The sequence below is a fragment of the Ruegeria sp. AD2(2025) genome (assembly GCF_056542385.1).
Genome location: NZ_JBQFZS010000012.1, coordinates 37,072 through 60,226 on the forward strand (window position 1 = coordinate 37,072; position 23,155 = coordinate 60,226).

At 62.5% G+C, this 23,155-nt stretch carries 31 protein-coding genes; 19 read left to right on the top strand and 12 right to left on the bottom strand.

The window, feature by feature from the left end; all coding sequences use genetic code 11:
• Positions 1-38: 38 nt before the first annotated feature.
• A complete protein-coding gene (locus ACR1XV_RS18920; protein ID WP_480534205.1) occupies positions 39-311 on the top strand; it encodes a hypothetical protein in 273 nt (90 codons plus the stop codon).
• Positions 312-386: 75 nt separating this feature from the next.
• Positions 387-800 (top strand): universal stress protein, encoded by a 414-nt coding sequence (locus ACR1XV_RS18925; protein ID WP_480534207.1) that lies wholly within the window; start codon positions 387-389, stop codon positions 798-800.
• Here ACR1XV_RS18925 and ACR1XV_RS18930 read toward each other — a convergent pair.
• Positions 797-1,129: an ArsR/SmtB family transcription factor gene (locus ACR1XV_RS18930; protein ID WP_480534209.1), complete on the bottom strand. Its 333-nt coding sequence runs from the start codon at positions 1,127-1,129 to the stop codon at positions 797-799. The genes ACR1XV_RS18925 and ACR1XV_RS18930 overlap by 4 nt on opposite strands.
• Positions 1,130-1,211: 82 nt before the next feature.
• On the opposite strand from ACR1XV_RS18930, the gene ACR1XV_RS18935 reads away from it, so the two are divergent.
• The 6 genes from ACR1XV_RS18935 (at position 1,212) to ACR1XV_RS18960 (ending at position 4,878) form a co-directional block, all read left to right on the top strand.
• A complete protein-coding gene (locus tag ACR1XV_RS18935; protein WP_480534211.1) occupies positions 1,212-2,123 on the top strand; it encodes a DMT family transporter in 912 nt (303 codons plus the stop codon).
• Positions 2,124-2,307: 184 nt separating this feature from the next.
• Complete coding sequence (locus ACR1XV_RS18940) at positions 2,308-2,640, top strand: AtpZ/AtpI family protein (protein ID WP_480534213.1); 333 nt, start codon at positions 2,308-2,310, stop codon at positions 2,638-2,640.
• 2 nt (positions 2,641-2,642) lie between these two features.
• Positions 2,643-3,401, top strand: a complete 759-nt coding sequence (locus tag ACR1XV_RS18945) for a F0F1 ATP synthase subunit A (RefSeq protein ID WP_170587982.1) — start codon at positions 2,643-2,645, stop codon at positions 3,399-3,401.
• A 48-nt stretch (positions 3,402-3,449) separates the two neighbouring features.
• Entirely contained in the window at positions 3,450-3,674 is a 225-nt protein-coding gene (locus tag ACR1XV_RS18950) for a F0F1 ATP synthase subunit C (RefSeq protein ID WP_005981269.1), read from the top strand.
• Positions 3,675-3,760: 86 nt separating this feature from the next.
• Positions 3,761-4,312 (top strand): F0F1 ATP synthase subunit B', encoded by a 552-nt coding sequence (locus ACR1XV_RS18955; RefSeq protein WP_480534215.1) that lies wholly within the window; start codon positions 3,761-3,763, stop codon positions 4,310-4,312.
• Between the two features lie 5 nt (positions 4,313-4,317).
• A complete protein-coding gene (locus tag ACR1XV_RS18960; RefSeq protein WP_480534217.1) occupies positions 4,318-4,878 on the top strand; it encodes a F0F1 ATP synthase subunit B in 561 nt (186 codons plus the stop codon).
• A 55-nt stretch (positions 4,879-4,933) separates the two neighbouring features.
• Here ACR1XV_RS18960 and ACR1XV_RS18965 read toward each other — a convergent pair whose 3' ends face one another.
• The 3 genes from ACR1XV_RS18965 to ACR1XV_RS18975 form a co-directional block, all read right to left on the bottom strand.
• Positions 4,934-5,215, bottom strand: coding sequence for a type II toxin-antitoxin system RelE/ParE family toxin (locus tag ACR1XV_RS18965; RefSeq protein WP_480534219.1), 282 nt, complete (start codon positions 5,213-5,215; stop codon positions 4,934-4,936).
• A gap of 53 nt (positions 5,216-5,268) precedes the next feature.
• Positions 5,269-5,526 (bottom strand): type II toxin-antitoxin system ParD family antitoxin, encoded by a 258-nt coding sequence (locus ACR1XV_RS18970; protein WP_480534221.1) that lies wholly within the window; start codon positions 5,524-5,526, stop codon positions 5,269-5,271.
• A gap of 65 nt (positions 5,527-5,591) precedes the next feature.
• Positions 5,592-6,362 (bottom strand): FadR/GntR family transcriptional regulator, encoded by a 771-nt coding sequence (locus ACR1XV_RS18975; protein WP_480534223.1) that lies wholly within the window; start codon positions 6,360-6,362, stop codon positions 5,592-5,594.
• Between the two features lie 154 nt (positions 6,363-6,516).
• Here ACR1XV_RS18975 and ACR1XV_RS18980 point away from each other — a divergent pair, with 154 nt between their 5' ends.
• From ACR1XV_RS18980 to ACR1XV_RS18995, 4 genes are all read left to right on the top strand, one after another.
• Positions 6,517-7,710 carry an aminotransferase-like domain-containing protein gene (locus ACR1XV_RS18980; protein WP_480534225.1) on the top strand — a complete coding sequence of 398 codons (1,194 nt, stop codon included), beginning with the start codon at positions 6,517-6,519 and terminating at the stop codon, positions 7,708-7,710.
• A 45-nt stretch (positions 7,711-7,755) separates the two neighbouring features.
• Complete coding sequence (locus tag ACR1XV_RS18985) at positions 7,756-8,151, top strand: hypothetical protein (RefSeq protein WP_480534227.1); 396 nt, start codon at positions 7,756-7,758, stop codon at positions 8,149-8,151.
• Between the two features lie 141 nt (positions 8,152-8,292).
• Entirely contained in the window at positions 8,293-11,748 is a 3,456-nt protein-coding gene (locus tag ACR1XV_RS18990; RefSeq protein ID WP_480534229.1) for a chromosome segregation SMC family protein, read from the top strand.
• Positions 11,749-11,802: 54 nt separating this feature from the next.
• Positions 11,803-12,153: a hypothetical protein gene (locus ACR1XV_RS18995; RefSeq protein ID WP_480534231.1), complete on the top strand. Its 351-nt coding sequence runs from the start codon at positions 11,803-11,805 to the stop codon at positions 12,151-12,153.
• Between the two features lie 82 nt (positions 12,154-12,235).
• Here ACR1XV_RS18995 and ACR1XV_RS19000 read toward each other — a convergent pair whose 3' ends face one another.
• From ACR1XV_RS19000 to cobD, 4 genes are all read right to left on the bottom strand, one after another.
• Positions 12,236-12,664: an SPFH domain-containing protein gene (locus ACR1XV_RS19000; protein WP_480534233.1), complete on the bottom strand. Its 429-nt coding sequence runs from the start codon at positions 12,662-12,664 to the stop codon at positions 12,236-12,238.
• Positions 12,665-12,920: 256 nt separating this feature from the next.
• Complete coding sequence (locus ACR1XV_RS19005; RefSeq protein WP_480534235.1) at positions 12,921-14,084, bottom strand: lytic murein transglycosylase; 1,164 nt, start codon at positions 14,082-14,084, stop codon at positions 12,921-12,923.
• Between the two features lie 10 nt (positions 14,085-14,094).
• Entirely contained in the window at positions 14,095-15,015 is a 921-nt protein-coding gene (gene cbiB / locus ACR1XV_RS19010) for an adenosylcobinamide-phosphate synthase CbiB (RefSeq protein ID WP_480534237.1), read from the bottom strand.
• Positions 15,012-15,977, bottom strand: a complete 966-nt coding sequence (cobD, locus tag ACR1XV_RS19015; RefSeq protein WP_480534239.1) for a threonine-phosphate decarboxylase CobD — start codon at positions 15,975-15,977, stop codon at positions 15,012-15,014. The genes cbiB and cobD overlap by 4 nt, the downstream gene beginning before the upstream one ends.
• A 182-nt stretch (positions 15,978-16,159) precedes the next feature.
• On the opposite strand from cobD, the gene ACR1XV_RS19020 reads away from it, so the two are divergent.
• Complete coding sequence (locus tag ACR1XV_RS19020; protein ID WP_480534241.1) at positions 16,160-16,522, top strand: response regulator transcription factor; 363 nt, start codon at positions 16,160-16,162, stop codon at positions 16,520-16,522.
• Here ACR1XV_RS19020 and ACR1XV_RS19025 read toward each other — a convergent pair.
• Entirely contained in the window at positions 16,504-17,493 is a 990-nt protein-coding gene (locus ACR1XV_RS19025; RefSeq protein WP_480534342.1) for a glutathione S-transferase family protein, read from the bottom strand. The genes ACR1XV_RS19020 and ACR1XV_RS19025 overlap by 19 nt on opposite strands.
• 207 nt (positions 17,494-17,700) lie before the next feature.
• On the opposite strand from ACR1XV_RS19025, the gene ACR1XV_RS19030 reads away from it, so the two are divergent.
• Positions 17,701-18,054, top strand: coding sequence for a hypothetical protein (locus ACR1XV_RS19030; RefSeq protein ID WP_480534243.1), 354 nt, complete (start codon positions 17,701-17,703; stop codon positions 18,052-18,054).
• 77 nt (positions 18,055-18,131) lie between these two features.
• Here ACR1XV_RS19030 and ACR1XV_RS19035 read toward each other — a convergent pair whose 3' ends face one another.
• Positions 18,132-18,830 (bottom strand): fumarylacetoacetate hydrolase family protein, encoded by a 699-nt coding sequence (locus ACR1XV_RS19035; protein ID WP_480534245.1) that lies wholly within the window; start codon positions 18,828-18,830, stop codon positions 18,132-18,134.
• A 22-nt stretch (positions 18,831-18,852) separates the two neighbouring features.
• Positions 18,853-20,025, bottom strand: coding sequence for a MalY/PatB family protein (locus tag ACR1XV_RS19040; protein ID WP_480534247.1), 1,173 nt, complete (start codon positions 20,023-20,025; stop codon positions 18,853-18,855).
• 94 nt (positions 20,026-20,119) lie between these two features.
• Here ACR1XV_RS19040 and def (ACR1XV_RS19045) point away from each other — a divergent pair, with 94 nt between their 5' ends.
• The 5 genes from def (ACR1XV_RS19045) to ACR1XV_RS19065 are packed head-to-tail and all read left to right on the top strand — an operon-like array spanning position 20,120 to position 22,546.
• Positions 20,120-20,638: a peptide deformylase gene (def, locus tag ACR1XV_RS19045; protein WP_480534249.1), complete on the top strand. Its 519-nt coding sequence runs from the start codon at positions 20,120-20,122 to the stop codon at positions 20,636-20,638.
• Entirely contained in the window at positions 20,635-21,129 is a 495-nt protein-coding gene (gene def, locus ACR1XV_RS19050) for a peptide deformylase (RefSeq protein ID WP_480534251.1), read from the top strand. The genes def (ACR1XV_RS19045) and def (ACR1XV_RS19050) overlap by 4 nt, the downstream gene beginning before the upstream one ends.
• A 23-nt stretch (positions 21,130-21,152) precedes the next feature.
• Positions 21,153-22,067: a methionyl-tRNA formyltransferase gene (gene fmt, locus ACR1XV_RS19055; protein WP_480534253.1), complete on the top strand. Its 915-nt coding sequence runs from the start codon at positions 21,153-21,155 to the stop codon at positions 22,065-22,067.
• Between the two features lie 4 nt (positions 22,068-22,071).
• Positions 22,072-22,308 (top strand): hypothetical protein, encoded by a 237-nt coding sequence (locus tag ACR1XV_RS19060; RefSeq protein WP_480534255.1) that lies wholly within the window; start codon positions 22,072-22,074, stop codon positions 22,306-22,308.
• 1 nt (position 22,309) lies between these two features.
• Positions 22,310-22,546, top strand: a complete 237-nt coding sequence (locus ACR1XV_RS19065) for a GlsB/YeaQ/YmgE family stress response membrane protein (protein WP_480534257.1) — start codon at positions 22,310-22,312, stop codon at positions 22,544-22,546.
• 3 nt (positions 22,547-22,549) lie between these two features.
• Here ACR1XV_RS19065 and ACR1XV_RS19070 read toward each other — a convergent pair whose 3' ends face one another.
• Complete coding sequence (locus tag ACR1XV_RS19070; protein ID WP_480534259.1) at positions 22,550-23,149, bottom strand: COG3904 family protein; 600 nt, start codon at positions 23,147-23,149, stop codon at positions 22,550-22,552.
• Positions 23,150-23,155: the final 6 nt, after the last annotated feature.

Sequence of the window (23,155 nt, forward strand, 5' to 3'; positions counted from 1 at the left end):
ATGGCAGCCTGCCTGCGCATTGCCCAAGGACCTGAGCCATGAAAACACCCCTTATCCTCCCGGCGCTGCTGGCGCTCGGTGCCTGCGCAACAGGCGGCCCGTCGCCCGAGGCCGATCTGCAAGCCAGCTGCGAGGCCCTTGTGGCCGCCGGGACCGGCACCCAACCCGATGGGGTCCGCGCGACCTCGACCCAATCCGGGCCGACGGGCTCGGTCACCAGCGTTTTCGTGGCCGGGGCCGAGGCCCCGTGGCTCTGCCGCGCTGATGCGACCGGCGTTGTGACCGGAGTGGAATACAGCCGCGAGGGATAGCCCCGGCACCCTTGAGGCAGATCAAGGCATAAACATGCAAATTTCCCTATGCTTTAATGTGAGGAGGAGTTTGCCATGTTCACCCACATCATGATCCCCGTCGATCTGCACCTGCCGCCCGAGGTGCGCAAGGCCGCTGATATCGCTGCCGATATTGCCAAATGGCAGGGCGCGAAGATCACCCTTGCCACCGTGGTCTGGACCCAGCCCGGCGACCCGGCGTTGACCGACAGCGCCGTCAGCACTGAATTGCAGGGCCTTGCCGACCAGATCGCCGCGCGCAGCGGTGGGGTGGTCGAAACGCGCACGCTCCGCTCGGTCGATGTCTCGGTCGAGGCCGATGGCGATCTGACCCGCACCGCGGAAGAGATCGGGGCCGATCTGATCGTCGTGGGCACCCATGCGCCGCGGCTGACCGACTACATCTTCTCAAGCCATGCGGGCCATCTGGCCAAACACGCGACGATGTCGGTCTTTGTCGTCCGTTAAGCCTCGTCCGAGGGCAGTTCGATTTCCAGAAACCGTTCAAACGCATCCAGATTGACCGGTTCGAACTGCCCGAACCCCTGCATCCACACGGACGCGGCCCGCAACGCGTCGGGTTCCAGCTTGCACCATTTCACCCGGCCTCGTTTTTCCTGAGAAATCAGCCCGGCGCGGGTCAGAATGACCAGATGCTTCGAGATCGCAGCTAGCGACATCTCGAACGGCTCGGCCACATCTGTGACGGCCATGTCATCCTCAAGCAGCATCGCAAGGATGGCGCGGCGGGTGGGGTCGGCGAGGGCCGCGAATACGGTGTCGAGGTCGTTGGACATGGCCCTTTCCTAATGCGCAGGAAGCGGTTTGACAATTTCCAAGCCCACGCCATGCTGCGCCAGAACGTGCAAGGGGGCGGCAATGGCGCTGAAATACTGGCTGGTGATCTGCATCCTCGGCATCGGCTGGGGCATGTCCTTCATGTTCAACGCCATTTTGCTGCGCGAACTTGGGCCGCTGTCGGTGTCGATGGGCCGGGTCGGGTTCGGGGCGCTGGGCTGCTGGGCCTATGTGCTGGGCCGGCGCCTGCCCGTCAGCCTGACCGCTGGCCGGGCGGCGGGCCTGCTGGGCTTCGGCGCGCTCAGCTATGCCGCGCCGTTTGCGTTCTACGCGCTGGGCCAGCAGTATATCGGCGCAGGCGTGGCGGGGATCGTGAACGCCACAACACCCGCCTTTGCCGTCATCGTCTCGCATTTCTGGCCCGGAGGCGAACGGGCCACGCTGCTCAAATCGCTGGGCGTGGTCTGCGGCTTTGCCGGTATCGTGGTGCTGTCCCTGCCGCTTTTGCAATCGGGGGAAAAGTCCGAGTTCTGGGCGGTTTTGCTCATCCTTCTCGCCCCGGTCTGCTATGCCTTCTCTGTGAATTTCGCCCGCGCGTTCCGGGATATGCAGCCGGTGGTTCTGGTGGCGCTGGCCCTGACCGGTGCGACGCTGTCGATCGCTCCGCTGGCGCTTTGGCGGGAGGGGCTGCCGCATATCACCCGGGCCGAGACCTGGGCCTCGCTGATGATGATCGGGTTTGTGCTGACCTCGGTGGCGTTCATCGTGTTCTACTGGCTGCTGCCCAAGGTGGGGCCGACCAATATATCGACCGTGACGCTGATCGCCCCGGTCTCGGCGTTGGTGCTGGGCACATGGGTTCTGAGCGAGACCCTGCGGCCTGAACACCTGCTGGGCATGGCGGCGATTTTTGCGGGCCTGCTGCTGATCGACGGGCGGATTGTCCGGCGCCTGCGGCGGGGTCCGGCAGAGAAAGATCAACCAAAAGGTTGAATATGAGGATTCCGGTGATTTCACCCAATCCACCAGTTTCGCGCCACCGCCCGGTCGCAGGGGTCCAAGATTTTTAGCATAAAAATCTTGGACTTACCGGCATCTCTCCTGCGACCTCAACCCCGTTGACTCTGCGCCCATCGCCCCTTAGCACCCTACCCAAGACTGTACGAGGGACCCGCCCGTGACCGATGACGACCAAAAGCAGCGTATGGCGCAGCTTGAGGCCAAGATCGAAGCGGCGAAAAAGGCCAAAGCGCCCAAGCCCCGCGCAGATGCTGACGTGTCCGGGGGCGAGCTTGCCTGGAGGATGGTCATCGAAATGGTATCCGGTCTGGGGATCGGATTTGGCATCGGATACGGGCTGGACAGCCTGCTCGGGACGATCCCGATCTTTCTGGTGCTGTTCACATTGCTGGGCCTTGTCGCGGGCGTGAAGGTTATGCTCCGCAGCGCGACTGAGGTTCAAAAGAAACAAGAGGCGGCGACAGCTGCCGAGAAGGACGAGAGGGACTGAACGTGGCGACCGAGACCACCGCAGCAGAAGGCAGCAGCCTGGTTTTCCACCCGATGGACCAGTTCATCGTCAAGCCGCTCTTTGGCGACGGTGCGATTGCCTGGTACACGCCCACCAACGTGACCCTGTGGATGTTCCTGGCGATTGCGGCGATCTTTGGTCTGCTGGTTCTCAGCACTTCGAAGCGCGCGATTGTTCCGACCCGGATGCAGTCGGTGGCCGAACTGGCCTATGGCTTTATCTACAAGATGCTGGAAGACATCTGCGGCAAGGAAGGCGTCAAGTACTTCCCCTATGTCATGACCCTGTTCATGTTCATCGTTTGCGCGAACTTCCTGGGCATGATCCCCACATCCTTCACCACCACATCGCATTTCGCCGTGACCATCCCGCTGGCGCTGGCCGTGTTTCTGACCGTGACCGTTCTGGGTTTCGTCAAGAACGGTGCTGCGTTTCTGGGCCTGTTCTGGGTCTCCAGCGCCCCGCTGGCGCTGCGCCCGGTTCTGGCGATTATCGAGCTGATCTCGTACTTTGTGCGCCCGGTCAGCCACTCCATTCGTCTTGCCGGTAACGTCATGGCAGGCCACGCGGTGATCAAAGTGTTCGCAGGCTTTGCCGCGATTGCCGTGATCTCCCCCGTGTCGGTTCTGGCGATCACCGCAATGTATGGCCTTGAGGTCCTCGTGTCCTTCATTCAGGCCTACGTTTTCACCATTCTGACCTGTGTTTACCTGAAGGATGCGCTGCATCCGTCGCACTAAGGTCCGAACACCCAACATCGAAACTTCCAATTCGTAAGGAGACACATCATGGAAGGCGATCTCGCACACATCGGCGCAGGCCTGGCAGCAATCGGTTCCGGCGCAGCCGCAATCGGGGTGGGCAACGTTGCAGGCAACTTCCTGGCCGGCGCCCTGCGCAACCCTTCGGCGGCTGCTTCGCAGACCGCAACCCTCTTCATCGGTATCGCATTCGCAGAAGCGCTGGGCATCTTTGCATTCCTGGTCTCGCTGCTGCTGATGTTCGCCGTCTAATCTGCGGAACCTGATCCTTACGCGCAGGTGGGCCCAAGCCATAGCGGCCCACCTGTTGTAAAGACAACGTTCCGACGGAGGACATCATGGCGACTGAACCCCTTGCCAAAGAAGTAGCTGGCACCTGCGTTGACTCTCATGGGTCGGCGATCGGTATGCCGCAGCTCTGCTTCGATTGGTTCCCCAACCAGATTTTCTGGCTGGTCATTACGCTGGTCGTCATCTTTCTGGTCCTGTCTCGCGTGGCTTTGCCCCGCATCGCGGCAATCCTGGCTGAGCGTCAGGGGACCATTACAAATGACCTGGCTGCGGCCGAAGATCTGAAGGCCAAGGCGGTCGAGGCCGAAGAGGCCTATAACAAGGCGCTGGCCGATGCCCGTGCCGAAGCGCAGCGTATCGCTGCTGAGGCGCGCGCCGAAATCCAGTCTGGTCTGGATGACGCGATTGCCAAGGCGGATGCGGAAATCGCTGCAAAGGCGGCTGAATCGGAAAAGGCAATTGCCGAAATCCGTGCCGGTGCGCTGGAAAGCATTCAAGTGGTTGCCAAGGATACGGCGGCTGAACTGGTCACAGCACTGGGCGGCGAGGCGGATGCCAAAGCCATCAACAGTGCCGTAGACGCGCAGACGAAAGGATAAGTGACATGCGGAACACTCTTGCCCTTATCCTGACCGTCGGTGCCGCCAGCCCCGCGCTGGCCGCAAGCGGCCCGTTCTTCTCGCTTGGCAACACCGACTTTGTGGTCCTTCTGGGCTTCATCGTCTTCATCGCGGTCCTGTTCTACTTCAAGGTCCCCGGCATGATCGGCGGCGCTTTGGACAACCGGGCCGAAGGCATCAAGTCCGAACTGGACGAAGCCCGCGCCCTGCATGAAGAAGCGCGCAGCCTGCTTGCCTCGTACGAGCGCAAGCAGCGCGAAGTTCAGGGTCAGGCCGACGCCATCGTCGAGGCAGCCCGCGAAGACGCCGTTCGCGCGGCCGAGCAGGCCAAGGCCGATCTGGAACAATCCATCGCCCGCCGTCTGGCAGCCGCGCAGGATCAGATCGCATCGGCCGAGGCTTCGGCTGTGAAAGAGGTGCGCGATCAGGCCATCACGGTGGCTGTTTCCGCAGCCAACGCGGTTCTGGCCAAGCAGATGACCGCCACACAGGCGAACAAGCTGATCGACGCCGCCATCGCGGATGTTGGTGAAAAGCTGCACTGATCCGCTGGATCATACGAATTGAGAAACCCGAGCGCCCCGCGCTCGGGTTTTTTCGTTACGACAGCAGCCTCAGCAAGATGCGGGCGTCATGATCCTGCCCGCTGTAGAATACGGCCAAGACCCGCAGCAGGTGCGCCTCGTCATCGGTGTCAAAATAGATGACGGCGCGGTCCTTGGTGACGTTGCGAATGCCCGCGCCCAGATGCGGGCGCAATGTGCCTTGATGTGGCACCTCGGCCAATCGCTCCAGACTGGTTTCAATCTCGGCCAGCCGGGTCTCGGCGCGCAGAAAGGCGTCTTCGGCGCTTTCACCGAAATGCAGCGCCGTCTCCGACAAGAAAGTCGAATATCTGTTCGAAATCGCGATCGACTGCGGCGGCCCGAAGGATCTTATAGGCCACGCTCTGCCCGTTTGCGCGCGATCATGTCCCGGGTGCGCTGTTTGCCATCGTCCAGTTCGACAAATGCGCCCCTCCGACGGCGATCCAGCAATTCGCGCAGCGCGTCGGTGGTCTGGGACTGCGCGCGCATCAGCTCCAGCCCCTGTTGCACCACGGCACTGAGGCTGGGGTAATGGCCCTGCGCCACAAGCTCGCGGGCATAGGAATCCTGTGACTCTGTCAGGGATACTGAGGCTTTGACGCTCATGATGCTCTCCGATGCTACTCAGTAGTATATGGCGCGCGTACGTTGCGTCAAGTCCGGGTCTGCCGTCAGGCCTCGCCCGTCTCGTGCTTTAGCCGCTGCTGTGCGATCTCTTCATTGCGCAGGGCCTTCTGCTGATCGGCCATGCAGCTTTTGACAAAGTTCAGGTGATCTTCGACCGCCCGCCGCGCGCCCTTGGGGTCGCGGTCCTGCAGGGCGGTGTTAATGGCGCGGTGCTGGTCCAGAATGGCGTCGCGGGTGGTGCGTTGCTGGAACATGATCTGGCGGTTGTAGAACACGCCTTGCCGCAGCAGATCGAACATCGACCGCATCATATGCAGCATCACCACGTTATGGCTGGCCTCAATGATCGCCATGTGGAACTCGGCGTCCAGATGCGCCTCTTCCTCGGCAGCGTTGCGTGCGTGTGCGGCTTCCATCTTGTCCAGAATGGTCTGTACCACCTTCAGATCGCTGCCCGACCCCATCCGCGCGGCCCGCTCGGCCGCCAGCCCCTCCATATCGCGGCGGAATGAGAGGTAGTCGAACACCGCCTCGTCATGATTGCCGAACAGCCGGGTCAGCGCGGGCGAAAAGGCCGAGCCCAGAACCTCGGCCACATAGATGCCCGATCCGGCCTTGGCGGCCAGCAATCCCTGATCCTGCAGGTCCGAGATCGCCTCGCGCAGCGACGGGCGCGACACACCCATGCGTTCGGCCAGTTCGCGTTCGGATGGCAGGCGTTCGCCAGGGCGCAGGATGCCGCGCAGGATCAGCAACTCGATCTGGCGCACAACGGCGAGAGACAGTTTCTCGGTCTGAACTTTCTGGAAAGGCATCACGTCATCATGTCAAATTGGTCAAGTGATATGACCACGTATCCGGGGCACGTTCAAGAACACCCCTCTCACGTTGATTGAAACACTAGGTCAGAGATGTTGACTTAATGCGCGACCTCCCTAGGCTCCACCAAGGCAAAGGAGGCCCGAGTCGATGGATCACTTATTCTCCACCCGCACGTCCCGGATGAAAGCATCCGAAATCCGCGAATTGCTGAAATTGCTGGGCCAGCCCGGTATCATTTCCTTCGCGGGCGGCATCCCTGATCCGGCGCTGTTTCCAGCAGACGCCTTTGCCGAGGCTTTCCAAAGCGCACTGGGTCCCGATCTTCAGGCGCAGGCATTGCAATATTCGGTCAGCGAAGGCTATGCGCCGCTGCGCGACTGGCTGGCCGGTCATATGCGCGGGATCGGAGTGGACTGTGACAGCGACAACATCCTGATCACGTCTGGCTCGCAGCAGGCGCTGGACTACTTGGGTAAGCTGTTCCTGTCGCCGGGCGATACTGCGCTGGTCGGCTGGCCCACCTATCTGGGCGCGCTCAACGCCTTTGACGCCTATGAACCGCGCTTCGATCAGCTTAGCATCAACGGCAATCGCGGCGCCGCCGAATACCGGGCCGCCGCCGGGGGCAGCCCGATCAAGTTCGCCTATCTCTCTGCCGATTTCTCGAACCCCACCGGCGAAACCGTTGATCAGCGGGGCAGGGAAGCCCTATTGGATCTGGCCGACGATCTGGACTGTGCGGTGATTGAGGACGGAGCCTATCAGGCCTTGCGCTATGACGGCGACCCGATCCCTCCGATCCTCGCACTGGAAATTGCGCGCAAGGGGTCGATCGAGAACTGCCGGACGATCTATTGCGGCAGTTTCTCGAAAACCCTGTCGCCGGGTTTGCGGTTGGGTTGGGTGGCTGCGGCGAAACCGGTGATCTCGCAACTGGTGCTGCTGAAACAGGCGGCCGATCTGCATTCCTCGACCATCAACCAGATGGCGGTGTATCAGGTGGCGCGGGACCGGTTCGATACCCACGTTCCCATGCTGCGCCAGACCTATTCCTCGCGCCGCGATGCGATGCTTGAGGCGCTTCAGGACCACATGCCCGACGGTGTCGACTGGACCCGCCCCGAGGGCGGCATGTTCGTCTGGGTCACCCTGCCCAAGGGTATGAACGGGGCAGACCTGCTCGCCCGGGCGTTAGAGACGGTCAAACTGGCCTTTGTCCCCGGTCAGGCGTTCTACCCCGACGAGACCGGGGCCAACACCATCCGGCTGAGCTTTTCCAACTCGGACGAGGCCACGATCCGCGAAGGTATCCGTCGGCTGGGCGAGGTGCTGCGCGGCTGACCCTGCGAAAGGTTTCGTTAACCATTCTGCCGCTAGAAAGGCGGCATGATCCGCCTCTTTGCCTTCCTGTTTCTTGCCGCCTGTTCGGGCGGTTCGCCTCATTTCCACGGCCTGCCCGCGACGCGGGTCGAGGTCAACGGCAGCGTCTTTGACGTCCGCGTCAGGGACGCGCTGGCCGAGGCGGTGCGCATAAACCCCCAATACGCCCCGCGTCTGGGTCCGATCCGTGACCGCGCCGCGCTGGCCATGGCGCAGGTTTCGGGCTGTCCGTTGCTGGATGTTCTGGGCGATGCAGCGGTGACCGTGGGGGTGCTGGCTTGCGACCGCGAACTGGGTGAAAAGCTGATATTCGGCGCGCTGATGATGCGCTCCTACGAATGCGTCAACTATGGTTATTCGGGCGGATACGGCTATCAGGTCTTTGAATGCACACCGTACTGAGATACGCGGGCCTGCGCGTAGTTTTGCCAAGATGTTGTGGATAACTCGGGCGAATGACCCATATCCTGCGCAATCACGTTGACACCTACGCTATCCCTTGCGCAGACTTTGTAGTCAGAGGAATCATATCAAGAGCAGCCATTGCGTTTCAGCAAACTCAAACTGACCGGCTTCAAAAGCTTTGTCGACCCGACCGATCTGATCATCGCGGACGGGTTGACCGGTGTGGTGGGTCCCAATGGCTGCGGCAAATCCAACCTTCTGGAAGCCCTGCGCTGGGTGATGGGCGAAAACCGACCCAAATCCATGCGCGGTGGCGCGATGGAGGATGTGATCTTTGCCGGTGCCGCGACCCGGCCAGCGAGGAACTTTGCCGAGGTGGTCCTGACCATGGACAACTCGGAACGGCTGGCGCCTTCCGGCTTCAACGACAGCGACCAGCTTGAGATCGTGCGCCGCATCACTCGCGACGTGGGCAGCGCCTATAAGACCAACGGCAAGGACGTCCGCGCCCGCGATGTGCAGATGCTGTTCGCCGACGCCTCGACCGGGGCGCATTCGCCTGCGCTGGTGGGGCAGAACCGCATTGCCGAACTGATCAACGCCAAACCCCGCGCCCGCCGCCGCATTCTGGAAGAAGCTGCGGGTATTTCCGGTCTTTATCAACGTCGGCATGAGGCCGAGTTGAAGCTGAAAGGCACCGAGGCCAACCTGACCCGAGTCGATGACGTGCTGGAACAGTTGGGCGGCCAACTGGCGCAACTCGCTCGTCAGGCCCGTCAGGCCGCGCGATACCGCGAGATTGGCGAGCAGCTGCGTCAAGCCGAAGGGATGCTGCTCTATCGCCGCTGGAAAGAGGCCGACATGGCCCGTCAAGCGGCAGAAGAAAAGCTGCGTGACCGGCTGACCGAAGCCTCGCGCGCCGAGGCCGAGGCCCGCGAAGCCGCTGCTAAACGCGCCCAGATCGAAGAAACCCTGCCACCCCTGCGCGAGGAAGAGGCCATCGCCGCCGCCGTTCTGCAGCGCCAGATGGTGCAGCGCGATCAGCTGAGCGATCAGGAAACCCGCGCCCGCCAGACCATTGAAACCCTGACCAACCGCATCCAGCAGCTTGGCAACGATATCGAACGCGAATCCGGCCTGAACCGGGATGCGGGAGAGATGATTGAACGGCTGGAGTGGGAGGCCCGGGAGCTTGCCAAAGCCGCCGAAGGTTATGACGAAAAGGTCGCTGAGGCTGCCGAGATCGCCCGCGAGGCCGCGTCGGTTCTGCAGGATCGCGAAGATCACCTCTCGCAGCAGACCGAAGACATGGCCCGCCTGGTCGCCCGTCACCAATCGGCGCAGCGGCTGGTTGAAGACAGCCGCAAGACTCTGGCCCGGTCCGAGGGCGAAGAGGAAAAAGCCCGCGCTGCCGTGGATGACGCCAAAACCGCCCTGATCCGCGCCAATGAGGCGTTCGAGGCCGCGCAAGAGGGCGAAGAGGAAGCCCGCGAAGCCGCCGAGGCTGCCGAAGAAGCGCTCGCCGCCGCCGATGAGCTGCGCCATGATACGCAGGCGCGTGAGGCCGAGGCCCGTGCCAAGCGGTCAGAGGCCGAAGGTGAGCTGGGCGCGATCCGGGCCGAAACCACCGCGCTGGCCAAACTGGTCGAACGCGACACCGCCGAAGGCGGACAGGTGCTGGACCTGCTGCGGGTGGCACCGGGCTATGAAAAGGCGTTGGGCGCGGCTTTGGCCGATGACCTGCGCGCGCCTTTGGTCGAAGGCGACGGGCCATCTGGCTGGGTGCAGGTTGCAGGCTATGACGCCGATCAACCGCTGCCCGATGGGGCTGAACCGCTAGCCCTGCATATCTCCGGCCCCGACCGCCTCAGCCGCCGCATTGCGCAGATTGGTCTGGTCGACGCGGATCAGGGCGCTCGCCTGCAAGCCTCGCTGAAGCCGGGTCAACGGCTGGTTTCGCGCTCGGGCGACCTGTGGCGCTGGGACGGGTTCCGCGCCTGGGCCGAGGATGCCCCAAGCGCCGCCGCCCTGCGTTTGGAACAGCTCAACAAGCTGGAAACGCTGAAACAGGAACTCGCCCGCACCGAGGCGCAAGCTGACGGGGCCCGCGCTGCGCATGAGGCGCTGTCGCAGCAACTGGCCGACGTGACCGAAGCCGACCGCCGCGCGCGCGAGGCCCGCCGCGCCGCCGATCAGCGCATGGCCGACACCGCGCGCCAGCTGAGTCGGGCCGAGGCGGATCGCAATCTTGCGCAGGGCAAGCTGGAAACCCTGACCCTCGCCGTCGACCGCCACAAAGAAGACGCCATGTCTGCCCGCGCCCAACTGCGCGAGGCCGAAGGCGCGTTGACCGGTCTGGGCGATCTCGACAGCGCCCGCGCGCAGGTCGAAGACTTCAAGCAGACGGTCGAGGCCGCACGGATCACCATGCTGACCCACCGCTCGACCCATGACGAATTGCGCCGTGAGGGCGAGGCCCGCACCCGGCGTAGCCAAGAAGTCACCAAAGACCTCAGCGGCTGGAAGCATCGTCTTGAAACAGCGGAAAAACGCATCGCGGAACTGGCTGAACGCAAGGAAAGCTCGGAAGAAGAACTGCAAGAGGCCATGGCCGCCCCCGGCGAGATTGCCGAGGCGCGCGAAGAGCTGAACGAGCTGATCGAAACCGCCGAAACCCGCCGTGCCGAAGCCGCCGATGAGCTGGCCGAGGCCGAAACCGCGCAGCGCGAGGTTGTGCTGGCCGAACGCGAAGCGGAACGTCTGGCCTCGGAAGCTCGCGAAAGCCGCGCGGCAGCCGAGGCGCGCTGTGACGCCGCCAGGGAAAGCGTGATGGCGGCCGCCGAACGCATCGCCGAGGATCAGCAGCTGACCCCCAACCAGTTGCTCAACCAGTTGGACGTGAATCCCGATCAGATGCCCGCTGCCGATGCGCTTGAGGCCGAGGTCAACCGCCACAAACGCCAGCGCGATGCTATGGGCGCAGTGAACCTACGGGCTGAAGAAGATAGCAAAGAGGTTCAGGAAGAATTCGACACGCTGAACGGCGAAAAGGCGGATCTGGAAGAGGCGATCAAAGCCCTGCGCAGCGGCATCGCCAGCCTCAACCGAGAAGGCCGCGAACGCCTGCTGACCGCGTTTGAACAGGTGAACTCGAACTTCGCCATGCTGTTCAAGCACCTGTTTGGCGGTGGTGAGGCCAATCTGGTCATGGTTGAAAGCGACGATCCGCTGGATGCAGGTCTGGAAATCATGTGCCAGCCGCCGGGCAAGAAGCTCTCGACCCTCAGCCTGTTGTCGGGCGGCGAACAGACCCTGACCGCCACCGCGCTGATCTTTGGCGTCTTCCTCGCCAACCCGGCCCCGATCTGTGTGCTGGACGAGGTCGACGCCCCGCTGGATGATGCCAACGTGACGCGCTTCTGCGACCTGCTGGACGAGATGTGCCGGCAGACCGACACACGGTTCCTGATCATCACCCACCACGCGGTGACCATGGCGCGGATGGACCGGCTGTTTGGCGTGACCATGCAGGAACAGGGCGTCAGCCAGCTGGTCTCGGTTGACCTGAAGAAGGCCGAGCAGATGGTCGCCTGACCGATAACTGCATCGTTATGCCTGTTGCAGGGCGCTTCGGGCTAGACTGCCCGCATGACCCGCTATCTGATCCTCGCTTTGCTGGCTGCCAGCCCGGCGATCGCCGCCGAATGGGCCACCAAACCCGGAGATATCCCGTTATCCGCCGAGGAACTGAACGGTCTGGCTGGCCGCACCCTGACCTTTTTCGATGACGGTCAGTCCAAATACTCGGCCGGCGGGGCCTATTCCTACACATACGCCAGCGGAGAATCCGCCTTTGGCACCTATTCCATCGCCGAGGATGGCAGCATCTGTATCGCCTATCGCAACGGGTTTAGCCGGTGTGATCTGTATGTGCGCAGTGGCGAGCGGTTGATCCTCATTGATGAGAAGGGGAACCGGTATCCGGTCAGACCAGAGTGACGTCTCTTTCAAAAGCCTCGGGTTCTGCCGCCATGTGCAAGTATGGCACATCCCAAATATGCCGACCTTCTCTGATTGCTTCTTAATTTAGCGTACAGTTACCAGAGCGCGGGAAGGCGCGGATTAACCTCACTCCGATTTGTTTCAGTGGCTGCGCTTCCTTTCGGAGTGTGGATTGAACAAAAGAGTGAATTTCTCCTTGTTCCAATTCGGATGCGTGCGCGCGATCAATTGCGTCTTTGATCTTTTGCCGGATCAGCGGAGTTGCAGCTTCGCGCCCTTTGGCATGATAAACTTCCAAATCCGCGATCCTCCAGACAACAAATACCGTAATGTTGCATCCATCAATCATTTCGGAGCTTTCTTCGCCTACGTATCTTTCAGGTATGGTTTCCTCAATAATTACGTTTTCCAGCAATGGGGTACAAAAGTGCGTTCCGGGTCCCAGCTTGCGCTTAATGCCGCCCTTGCGATCAAGCACAAGCGCTTCGCTCTGAGGTGGGACGTTCACGCGCCCACATCTGGACGTTGTAGTTTGGGCCAGTGTCAGATGTGGCAGCGACGACAGTAAGATAAATAGACCAGCAATGCGTAACAGTTTTAGTTCCTCAGAAAATGAATTCGCGACTATCGTAAAGGTTGTATGACTGCCTTTAGGGCACATGGCAAGACTGGCACTTTATTCCTGTTTTTTGTCCATTCTTTTCTGCTTTAACTGGTCTACGAATGCTCAGTTTTGTTTGGTCGTGCCAGAAACTCCCAATCTGCTACAACCGCCCCAACAACTCCGCCGTCGGCCATGCATCCGCTGGCAACCCCAGCCGCACCTGCTCGGCCTGAACCGCAGCCCGCGTTCCCGCGCCCAGAATGCCGTCGATCTTGCCGACATCATGACCGCGCGCCTGCAGCTTGCTCTGCAGCTGTTTCATCTGCGCACCCGACAAGCCCGGTGCCGGGTTACCTGCATCATAAATCTGTCCACCCTCCAGCCGCGTCCCGAAATAGGCGGCGGTCAGGACATAGACAAAGCTCTGGTTCCATTCGAAATAGACGTCGAAATTGGGATAGGCCAGAAAGGCGGGCCCTTTGTGCCCCTGCGGCAGGATCAGCGACGCGGGCAGGTTGGTCAGCGACCCGCTGCGCGCCTTGACGCCCATCGCCTGCCAGTCAGACACGGCGCGCGGCTTGCCCGGCCCCGATAGCGACCAGTCCATATCTGCGGGCACTGTAACCTCTTGCAGCCACGGCTGGCCCGGCTGCCAGCCCAGATGCGACAGCATCTTGCCCCCTGACATCAGCGCATCAGGGGCCGAGGTTTTCAACGAGACCTGACCATCCCCATCGCCATCCACCCCGTTCTCCAGAATGTCCTGCGGCAGCATCTGCACCATGCCGATCTCACCGGCCCAAGCGCCGGTGGTGCGCGCAGGGTCGAAATCGCCCTGATCGTACAGCTCGATGGCGGCGAAGATCTGCGGCCGGAACAGTTCGGGGCGGCGGCAGTCATGGGCCAGCGTCACCAGCGCGTTGCGGGTGTTGAAATCACCCTGAAACGCGCCGTAGTCGGTCTCGAACGCCCAGAAGGCCAGCAGCACCCCGCGCGAGACGCCGTATTCCGCCTCGATCCGGTCAAACACCGCATCGTATTTCTGCGCCATCGCCTTGCCCCGGTCGATCCGGTTTTGCGAGATCAGATGGCGTGAGAACTCGATGAATGGTTTCTGAAACACCCCCTGCGCCCGGTCGGCTTTCAGCACCGCATTGTCCTGCTGGACGCCTTGGAAGAAGGCGTTGACGGTTGCGGTGTCGAACCCGCGCTCCACCGCTTCGGATTTCAGGCCCTTCACGAAAGAATTGAAGCCGCCGCCGCATTGGGCAAAGGCGGGCGAGGCGAACAGGGCGGTGGCCACGAGGGCAGAGAGAAAGCGCATCCGGCGTCCTTCAAAAGATCATGTTGATCCCAACCCACACCGAGATCAGCCCAAGCGCAAGCCCCCAGACGCGCCACAGCATGTCACAGGCGCGGAAAATCTCCGCCGTGCCGATGTCACGCGGGGCATCGCCGTTGACCCAGGCCAGATCACGCAACTGGCCGTCATAGCTGCGCGGCCCGGCCAGCGCGACGTTGAGCGCGCGCGCCATCGCCGCCTCGGGCCAGCCTGCGTTGGGTGAGACGTGACGGCGGGCATCCCGCACCATCTCGGCCCAGCGGGACCATTGGCCGGACAGCGCAACGATCAGCAAGAATGTCAGCCGCGCCGGGATCAGGTTCAGCAGATCGTCCAGCCGTGCGGCGGCCCAGCCAAAGGCCGCGTATTTCTCGTTGCGGTAACCGATCATGCTGTCGGCAGTATTGATCACCTTATAGATCAACAGCCCCGGCAGTCCCGCGACCAGAAACCAGAAGGCTGGGGCAATCACCCCGTCACTCAGGTTCTCGGCTGCACTTTCGATGGCGGATCGAGCGACCTGTGCCTCGCTCATGTCACGCGTGTCGCGCGAGACGATCATCGCCACCTGCAAGCGCCCCTCAGCCAGCGAGGCCCGCAACCTGTCGCCAACGGCGCGGACGTGTTGCACCAGCGACTTCTGCGCCAGCAGGATCGCGCAGATCACGATCTCGGCAATCGGTCCCAGCGGCGCAATAACCCGACCCAGAGCATACGCCCCCAGCACCAGCAGCAGAACCACCGTGATCCCCTTGAGTCGCCGCTGCGTGCCGTGGTTCAGGCGTTTGTCCAACCAGCCAATAATGTTCCCGATCAACACCGCCGGATGGTGAAGGCGCAACCACAGCCAGTCCGGCTCGCCCAGAACGGCGTCCAGACACAGTGCGCAGATCAGGACGAAGGCGGTGCTCACAGCGCCGCCTCCAACCGGGTCCAGCCGGTATCAGGCGGCAGGCCGAGGCGCAGATAAGCTGTGGAATAGGGGAAGATGCGGCTCCAGATATGCGCGTGGGCAAGGCGATCCTGCCACGCGGCGGCGTTATCAACCTCATAGAGCCGGAACAGGCTGGTGCCGCCGACCAGATGCGCGCCCTTTGCCAGCACAAGCTGATCCAATCGCGTCGCCTCATTCTCCAAATGCACCCGCGTTTCCTCGGCCCAGTGCACATCGCGCAACGCCTGCGCGCCGATCCGCAGCGCGGGGCCGGAGACCGCCCACGGCCCGGTCAGATCGTTCAGCTGCGCGATCAGGTCGGGATGGCCAATGGCAAAGCCCAGACGCAGACCCGCCAGCCCCCAGAACTTGCCAAAGCTTTTCAGGACCACGACGCCCGGTTGTCCCGCCAGATGGATCAGCGAAGCCTCGGGCGTCACATCGCAAAAGCTCTCGTCAATCACCGTAAGGGGGGCATCGGCGTCATCCGTGTCCCAGATACGCCCATCGGGGTTGTTGGGGTTCACGATGACGCGCGCTTCGGCCGGGCCGGTCTCCTGCACCTGCCAGCCTTGCGCGGTAAAGGCGGCGGCGTGTTCGTTATAGGTGGGCGAGGTGATTTGCACCCGGCCCGCTTGCGCCAATGCGGGCATCCGCGCAATCAGAGCCGACGCTCCGGGTGCAGGCAGGATTACTGCCTCGTCCGGTACGCTCCAGAAGCTGCGTGCTGCGTCCGACAGCCGTTCAAACGCGCCATGATCAGGCAGTTCCATCCAATCCGCAGGCTGCAGCCCCGCGACCGGGTAAGCGTGCGGGTTGATCCCGGTCGACAGGTCGATCCAGTCGCCTCGCGCGCCGCCAAAGCGCGCCATTGCCCCGTCCAGCCCGCCGCCATGATCGCGTGCGCTCCGGGGATTCAATCTGTCTACCGTTTCCACCATCTGCCCCTGCCGGAATCGCCAAGTCTTGCTGCTTCAAGCGGATTTTTGCCGTTCGCACAAGCGAATCCGCCGGATCACGGGCCTGTGCAGGCATCGTTAACACTTTGTTAAGGAAATCGCGTGATCACGGACCACAGGGGTCGGCACTTATTCACCCATATCACGTGCCGAGGTTGTTGCAAATGAAAGTACTGATTGTTGAGAGTAACCCCGACCTCGGTCGGGTCTGGCAGCGGCATCTGCAAAGGCAGGGGGCCGAGGTCACATTGGTCGAAACGCAAGAGGCCGCCATTCTGGCGCTTTACGGGACGGCCTTCGATATCATCGTGTTGGATCTGGTTCTGGAAACCGGCAGCGCTCTGGCGGTGGCCGATTTTGCCAGCTATCGCCGCCCGGACGCGCGGGTGATCTTTGTCACCAACACCACCTTCTTCTCGGACGGGTCGATCTTTGCCCACAGCGCCAATGCCTGCGCCTATGTCCAAAGCTCGACCCCGCCCGAGGACTTGGCGGCGATGGTCGAACATTACGCCGCCGGGCGCTGATCCCGCCGATGCGGTTCTGAATAATCCAGAACTGGGTTTGTCGGGATGATCCGGTGCGGATTGATGCTGTCATGGCTGTAATGATAGTGGCGCACGATATGGTCCATATGCACCGTCTGGGCCACGCCGGGCCACTGATACAGCTCGCGGGTATAGGCCCATAGGTTCGGATAATCGACCAGCCGCCGGCGGTTGCATTTGAAATGCAGGTGATAGACCGGATCGAACCGGATCAGCGTGGTGAACAGCCGCCAGTCGGCCTCGGTGATGCGATCGCCCATCAGGTAACGGTTGCGGCCCAGCCGGTCTTCCAGCCAGTCCAGCGTGTCGAACAGCGGACCGACGGCGGCGTCATAGGCCTCTTGCGTGGTGGCAAAGCCCGATTTGTAGACCCCGTTATTGACGTCGGAATAGATGCGCGCGTTGACCTCTTCGATCTGGTCGCGCATCGCCTCGGGCCAGTAATCGTCGGTATTGCCGGTGATTCCGTCAAAGGCCGAATTGAACATGCGGATGATTTCCGAGCTTTCGTTCGACACGATGGTCTTTTCCACCTTATCCCACAGGATCGGCACCGTGACCCGGCCCGAATAGTTGGGATCGGCGCGGGTATAAAGCTGATGGGCAAAGTCGTGCCCGAACAGCCGGTCGCCCGTCGCGCCCTCGGTATCCGTCGCGAAGGTCCAGCCCTTGTCCAGCATGTCGGGATGCACCACCGAGACGGCGATGTGATCGTCCAGCCCCTTGAGCGCGCGAAAGATCAGCGTGCGATGGGCCCAGGGGCAGGCATGGCTGATATACAGGTGATAGCGCCCGCTTTCCGCCTCGAACCCGCCGCGCCCCGAGGGGCCGGGCGCGCCATCGGCGGTGATCCAGTTGCGAAACTGCGCGGCCGAGCGTTTGAACGCCCCGCCGTTGGATTTGGTATCATACCACGTGTCATGCCATTTGCCGTCGACAAGCAGGCCCATCATCATTCCTCCGCATTGCGATTTCAGCAAAGATAGGCCGCTGCGGCCCTGGTTCCTATTTCACCGCGCGCGCATCTGGCCTGCGCCTGCGCACAGCCCGGGACGGTTGCGCAACAGATCACAAATCCTGTGGGCCAAGGGGCGCAGTTCACTGGATTTTTACAAAAGCTGTTCCACAATAGAGGGTATTGAAGGGGGAAATTTGTAATGAGTACCTATGTTTCAAAGGAGATTCGCGCCGAATTGGATGCGGCCCGAATCGCGGCATTGAAGAAATCCAGCCGTTTGCGTGTCGAAACCGGCAACAGTAGCTATAAAATTCTGACATTGTGGAAGGATGGTTTCACCGTCGAGGCCGAAACCACGCCGCGCCTGCGCGGTCTGGTCGATATCTATGACGGGGCCAATCACCTGTATCAATGCCTGATCATCGCGGATGAGGAAGCGGTGGGTGAGATGCGCTATGAATTCAAGCGCAGCACCGTGGCGGCCGATCGGGCTCCGCTGGACTTCTACCGCGCGCCGGATGCGCCGATCGCCTTGCTTGAAAACCGCGACTGAGCCGCGCGGCTTTTGACTTTCGAACCGATGCCTCGGCGGCAGCTGTTGGGCCTCAGGTTTCTCGGGTACTGGGCGGACTAGTCGGGGTCCGTCAGGGTCAGTTGCACGGGGGCCAGCCCATCAATGCCGCCTTCGATGCGGTCTCCGGCGACCACGGGTCCGACACCGGCGGGCGTTCCGGTCAAAATCAGATCGCCGGGGCGCAGGTGATAGAAACCCGACAGATGGCAGATCAATTCGTCGATCTTCCAGACCAGCTCTGACAATGTGGCATCCTGTGTCACCTTCCCATTGACGCTCAGGTGGATGCGTTTGTCACCCGATGGGCTCCAATGATCCGCACGGGTCAGCGGCGCAAAGACCGCGCCATTTTCCACATCCTTGCCCAGATCCCAGGGGCGCTGTTTGTTGCGTTCGCGGATCTGCAAGTCGCGGCGCGTCATGTCCAGCGCGCACCCATAGCCAAAGATTGCGGCATGGGCCTGCGCCGCAGTAGCCTGAAAAACCGGTGTGCCGATGGCAACGGCCAGTTCCATTTCGTGATGATAGTTCTCGGTGCCCGCGGGATACGGCACAGATGCGCCCGTCAAAACCGCGTTGGGCGCGGATTTGGTGAAATAGAACGGCGTCTGGCGGTCGACCTCATGCCCCATCTCGGCTGCATGGGCGGCATAGTTGCGACCCACGCAGAAAATCCGCCCGATCGGATAGGTCGCCTGTTCCCCCTGCACCGGGATGTTTGGGATGTCCGGCAGCGCAAAAAGGGTCTCGGGCATGGGGCTTCTCCGTCTGTTCGGCTTATTGCAGATCGCCGAAGGCTGCCTTCAGGCGTGTGCAGGCTTCTTCCACCCGTGCGCGTTGCGTGGCCAGATTGAACCGCTCGAAGGTTTCACCGCCGGTGCCGAACCCGGGGCCCGAGGATGTGGCGATCCGCGCATCCTCTCGCAGACGCTTCACGAATTCATCGTGATCCATCCCGGTGCCCGAGAAATCGACCCAAGCCAGATAGGTCGCCTGCAGCGGCATCGACCACAGGCCCGGAATCTCGGCGATGGCGGCGTCGAACACCCGACAGTTCTCGGCCAGATGCGCGACCTGCGCGTCGACCCACGCCGCGCCTTCGGGCGAATAGGCGGCGGTGATCATCGCCACCCCCAGCGCGCTGGGGTCATAATCCAGCGTCTGCAACCGGTGCTTCATCTCGGCCCGCAGCTTGGCGTCGGGTATGATCATGTTGCCGGTGCGCTGGCCCGCGATGTTGAACGTCTTCGATGCCGCCGTCAGCGTCACGGTCCACGCCCGCGCCTCCGGCGCGGCCACATCCATCGGCACGAAGGTATGGCCCGGATAGACCAGATCATGGTGAATCTCATCCGAGACCAGGATCAACCCGTTGCGTTCGGCAAATGCCGCCACCGCGCGCAACTCGTCCGGCGTCCAGACCCGGCCCGAGGGGTTCTGCGGCGAGCACCACAGCAGCAGCTTTTCGGACCCGTCCAACCGCGACTGCGCATCATCCAGATCCAGCGCATAGGTCTCGCCGTCCCGCACCAGCGGGCATTCCACCACGCGACGGCCCGCCTTGTTCACCTTATGCGCAAACTCGTGATAAACGGGCGAGAAGATGACGATCCCATCCCCCGGCTCGCTCCAGACATCCAGACATAGCGCTATCGCGTTGCCCAACCCTTGCGAGGTCAGCACCCAATCGGTGTCGATCTCCCAATTGTGGCGGGTCTTCATCCACCACTGGATCGCGTTCAGATACTCCGGATACATCCACGAATAGCCGAACGCCCCATGATCGGCAGCCTTGCGTACCGCCTCGATCACGCAAGGTGCGGTGGCATAGTCGGAATCGGCGGTCCACATCGCCAGCCCATCCTCGGGCGAGACGCCGTACAGACGCTCCATCTTGTCCCATTTCGAAGACTGCGTGCCCCGGCGGTCGATCAGGTCGTTGAAAGTCATGTCATCTCCATCTGTCGAGGCGAAAGCTAACCTCAATTCCGCCATGTGCAAGGGGGCCGTTGCGGTGGCGGGCGCGATGGCCTAAATCAGCCCCATGAAACGCAATATCCTGATCCATCCCGATCCCCGCCTGAAAAAGGTCTGCGCGCCGGTGGCCGACATCACCGACGACCTGCGCAAACTGGCCGACGACATGCTGGAGACGATGTATGACGCGCCCGGCATCGGTCTGGCCGCGCCACAGATCGGCGTACTGGATCGGCTGATCGTGGTGGATTGCGTCAAGGAAGAAGGCGAGGCCCCGCGACCGCTGGTGATGTTCAACCCCGAGGTCATTGCGTCGTCGGACGAGACCAATGTCTACGAGGAAGGCTGCCTGTCGATCCCCGAGCAATATGCCGAGGTCACCCGCCCCAAAACGGTGGACGTCACATGGCTGGACCGTGACGGCAACCTGCAGCAGGAAACCTTCGATAACCTCTGGGCGACCTGCGTACAGCATGAGATCGACCATCTGAACGGCAAGCTGTTCATCGACTATCTCAAGCCGCTCAAACGCCAGATGATCACGCGTAAGATGCAAAAGCTGAAACGCGAAAAGGCGCGTCTATGACTGTGCGCACCTGCCTGCCATGGCCCGACAAGCGCCTGCGCACCAAGGCCCAGGACGTGCCCGAGATCACTGACGACATCCGCGCCATCTGGGATGACATGATCGACACGATGGAGGCGATGCCCGGCGTCGGCCTCGCCGCGCCGCAGATCGGGGTGATGCTGCGGCTGGCCGTGGTGGATGGCTCGACCCAGCGGGGCAGGGCGGTGCGTCTGGCCAATCCCGAGATCCTGCACAGCTCGGTCGAGCTGCGCGAGCATGACGAGGCCAGCCCGAACCTGCCCGGCGTCTCAGCCAAGGTGAAACGCCCCCGTGCGGTGACGGTGAAATTCCTCAATGAACAGGGCCAGATCGACCGCCGCGATTTCGTCGGCATCGAGGCGACCAGCGTGCAGCACCAGATCGATCATCTGAACGGGCGGATGTATTTTGACCGGCTCAGCAAGGTCAAACGCGACATGCTGCTGCGCAAGGCAAAGAAGACGGGGTGAAACCCCATCCTACGGAGGGACGGATGCGTATAATCTTCATGGGAACCCCCGATTTCTCGGTCCCGGTGCTGGACGCCTTGGTCGATGCAGGCCACGAGATCGCCGCCGTCTATTGTCAGCCCCCCCGGCCTGCCGGTCGTGGCAAGAAAGACCGCCCCACGCCGGTCCATGCGCGGGCCGAGGCGCTGGGCCTGACGGTGCGCCATCCCCGCTCGCTGAGATCGCCCGAGGAACAGGCTGCCTTTGCCGCGCTGAACGCCGATGTGGCGGTGGTTGCGGCCTATGGGCTGCTGCTGCCGCAACCGATCCTGGATGCGCCCGCCCAGGGCTGCCTGAACATCCATGCCAGCTTGCTGCCGCGCTGGCGCGGGGCCGCGCCGATCCACCGCGCGATCATGGCGGGCGACGCGCAAACGGGCATCTGCATCATGCAGATGGAGGCCGGACTGGACACCGGCCCCGTCCTGCTGCGCGAGGCCACCGATATCGGGCCCGAGGAAACCACCGCCGGGCTGCAGGACCGCCTTTCGGCCATCGGGGCGGCGTTGATTGTCAGGGCCCTGTCCGATCTGCCGCACCTCACCCCCGATCCACAGCCCGATGAGGGCGCGACCTATGCCGAAAAGATCGACAAATCCGAGGCGCGCATCGACTGGTCCGCCCCCGCGACCGAGGTCGACCGGCACATCCGAGGTCTGTCTCCGTTCCCCGGCGCGTGGACAGAGGTTCAGGGCGACCGCATCAAGCTGCTGGCCTCGCGTGTGGCCCAAGGGCAGGGCACTCCGGGCGAGGTGCTGGACGATCAGCTGACCGTGGCCTGTGGCACCGGCGCGGTCGAGCTGCTGCGCCTGCAACGGGCCGGCAAGGGCGCGCAGGACAGGGACACGTTTCTGCGGGGCTGGCCCATCCCGGCCGGCACCCACCTGTTGCCGGAGTAGCGCCATGTTCATGATCCTGATGGGCACCGTCGTGATTGCCGGCATCGTCGGCTACCTGTCCGAGAAGACCGGCTTTACCCATAACGGATACCTGCCATCCATCATCATCTGCGTCGGCGGGGCCTTCCTGTTCTATTTTGTCCGCATCATGTTCGGCATCAGCTTTGGCCCGCCCGGTCTGGACGCGGTGCTGTCTTCGATCGGTGCCTTGATCATCGTGCCCACCCATTGGAGGAAGTGACATGCCCATCGTCGCCCTGATCATCATCGGTGCCGCCGCCGGGTTCCTCGCCACCCGCCTGATGCGGATCGAGGCCGACATTCCCACCACCATGCTGATCGGTATCATCGGCGCGCTGGTGGGCGGGCTGATCCTGCGCACTCTGATCACGATGATGGGCTGGCTGTCGGGTTTTGTCGGCGCCGTGTTGGGGGCGCTGCTGGTGATCTGGCTGTGGCAGACCTACAGACAGCGCTGACCGCTATCGCGCCTCACACGCAGCCGCCGATCCCAACGCAGGGGCCGCGCGCGTGGTCATGTCGAACCGGTTCGCCTCGGCTGCGGTCATCCAGTGCATCTCATCCTCGGATGCGACATCCAGCGTGAACCAATAAAAGGCCGGATCGACGCCGATATCCCCGAAATACTCCAGATAACGGTCATGTTCCGGGTGCCCCTTGGGCAGGTCCGCGGCCACATACCCGCCGCCGCCCCAACTGTGGACGCCGACGCAGGCCCCGGGCTCCAGTACCCGCCGGTTGCCCGCCAGAAACAGGTCGGTCCCGCCCGAGGCGACCAGCCCGCCCGAGGGCACCACCGTATCGAACCCTTCCGCGCGCACCACGCGGCTGAAGACCACATTGGCGTCATCATCGACCGAGCCTTCGATGTTCTGCAGCACCAGCGTCCGCGCCCCGGGATTGTCGGCGATCACCTCTTCAAACGCGCTCAGCGTGGTGTGGTCGATGGTGCCGCTGGCAACGATCTGATCGCCCCGGGCGGTGAAGCTGACCGGGCTGTAGGGCTGAGAACAGGCCGCCAGCAGCAAAGCAGCGGCCAGAGCGGGGTATCTTGTCAGCATCTTCAT

Coding starts and splice junctions, on each gene's coding strand:
- def (WP_480534249.1), top strand. CDS start 20,120: ATGAAACGCAATATCCTGATCCATCCCGATCCCCGCCTGAAAAAGGTC.
- ACR1XV_RS18925 (WP_480534207.1), top strand. CDS start 387: ATGTTCACCCACATCATGATCCCCGTCGATCTGCACCTGCCGCCCGAG.
- ACR1XV_RS19030 (WP_480534243.1), top strand. CDS start 17,701: ATGAGTACCTATGTTTCAAAGGAGATTCGCGCCGAATTGGATGCGGCC.
- ACR1XV_RS18960 (WP_480534217.1), top strand. CDS start 4,318: ATGCGGAACACTCTTGCCCTTATCCTGACCGTCGGTGCCGCCAGCCCC.
- ACR1XV_RS18995 (WP_480534231.1), top strand. CDS start 11,803: ATGACCCGCTATCTGATCCTCGCTTTGCTGGCTGCCAGCCCGGCGATC.
- def (WP_480534251.1), top strand. CDS start 20,635: ATGACTGTGCGCACCTGCCTGCCATGGCCCGACAAGCGCCTGCGCACC.
- fmt (WP_480534253.1), top strand. CDS start 21,153: ATGCGTATAATCTTCATGGGAACCCCCGATTTCTCGGTCCCGGTGCTG.
- ACR1XV_RS18985 (WP_480534227.1), top strand. CDS start 7,756: ATGATCCGCCTCTTTGCCTTCCTGTTTCTTGCCGCCTGTTCGGGCGGT.
- ACR1XV_RS18955 (WP_480534215.1), top strand. CDS start 3,761: ATGGCGACTGAACCCCTTGCCAAAGAAGTAGCTGGCACCTGCGTTGAC.
- ACR1XV_RS18975 (WP_480534223.1), bottom strand. CDS start 6,362: ATGCCTTTCCAGAAAGTTCAGACCGAGAAACTGTCTCTCGCCGTTGTG.
- ACR1XV_RS19035 (WP_480534245.1), bottom strand. CDS start 18,830: ATGCCCGAGACCCTTTTTGCGCTGCCGGACATCCCAAACATCCCGGTG.
- ACR1XV_RS19060 (WP_480534255.1), top strand. CDS start 22,072: ATGTTCATGATCCTGATGGGCACCGTCGTGATTGCCGGCATCGTCGGC.
- ACR1XV_RS19070 (WP_480534259.1), bottom strand. CDS start 23,149: ATGCTGACAAGATACCCCGCTCTGGCCGCTGCTTTGCTGCTGGCGGCC.
- ACR1XV_RS19040 (WP_480534247.1), bottom strand. CDS start 20,025: ATGACTTTCAACGACCTGATCGACCGCCGGGGCACGCAGTCTTCGAAA.
- cobD (WP_480534239.1), bottom strand. CDS start 15,977: ATGGTGGAAACGGTAGACAGATTGAATCCCCGGAGCGCACGCGATCAT.
- ACR1XV_RS18930 (WP_480534209.1), bottom strand. CDS start 1,129: ATGTCCAACGACCTCGACACCGTATTCGCGGCCCTCGCCGACCCCACC.
- ACR1XV_RS18970 (WP_480534221.1), bottom strand. CDS start 5,526: ATGAGCGTCAAAGCCTCAGTATCCCTGACAGAGTCACAGGATTCCTAT.
- ACR1XV_RS18980 (WP_480534225.1), top strand. CDS start 6,517: ATGGATCACTTATTCTCCACCCGCACGTCCCGGATGAAAGCATCCGAA.
- ACR1XV_RS19065 (WP_480534257.1), top strand. CDS start 22,310: ATGCCCATCGTCGCCCTGATCATCATCGGTGCCGCCGCCGGGTTCCTC.
- ACR1XV_RS18950 (WP_005981269.1), top strand. CDS start 3,450: ATGGAAGGCGATCTCGCACACATCGGCGCAGGCCTGGCAGCAATCGGT.
- ACR1XV_RS19025 (WP_480534342.1), bottom strand. CDS start 17,493: ATGGGCCTGCTTGTCGACGGCAAATGGCATGACACGTGGTATGATACC.
- ACR1XV_RS19005 (WP_480534235.1), bottom strand. CDS start 14,084: ATGCGCTTTCTCTCTGCCCTCGTGGCCACCGCCCTGTTCGCCTCGCCC.
- ACR1XV_RS19020 (WP_480534241.1), top strand. CDS start 16,160: ATGAAAGTACTGATTGTTGAGAGTAACCCCGACCTCGGTCGGGTCTGG.
- ACR1XV_RS18920 (WP_480534205.1), top strand. CDS start 39: ATGAAAACACCCCTTATCCTCCCGGCGCTGCTGGCGCTCGGTGCCTGC.
- ACR1XV_RS18935 (WP_480534211.1), top strand. CDS start 1,212: ATGGCGCTGAAATACTGGCTGGTGATCTGCATCCTCGGCATCGGCTGG.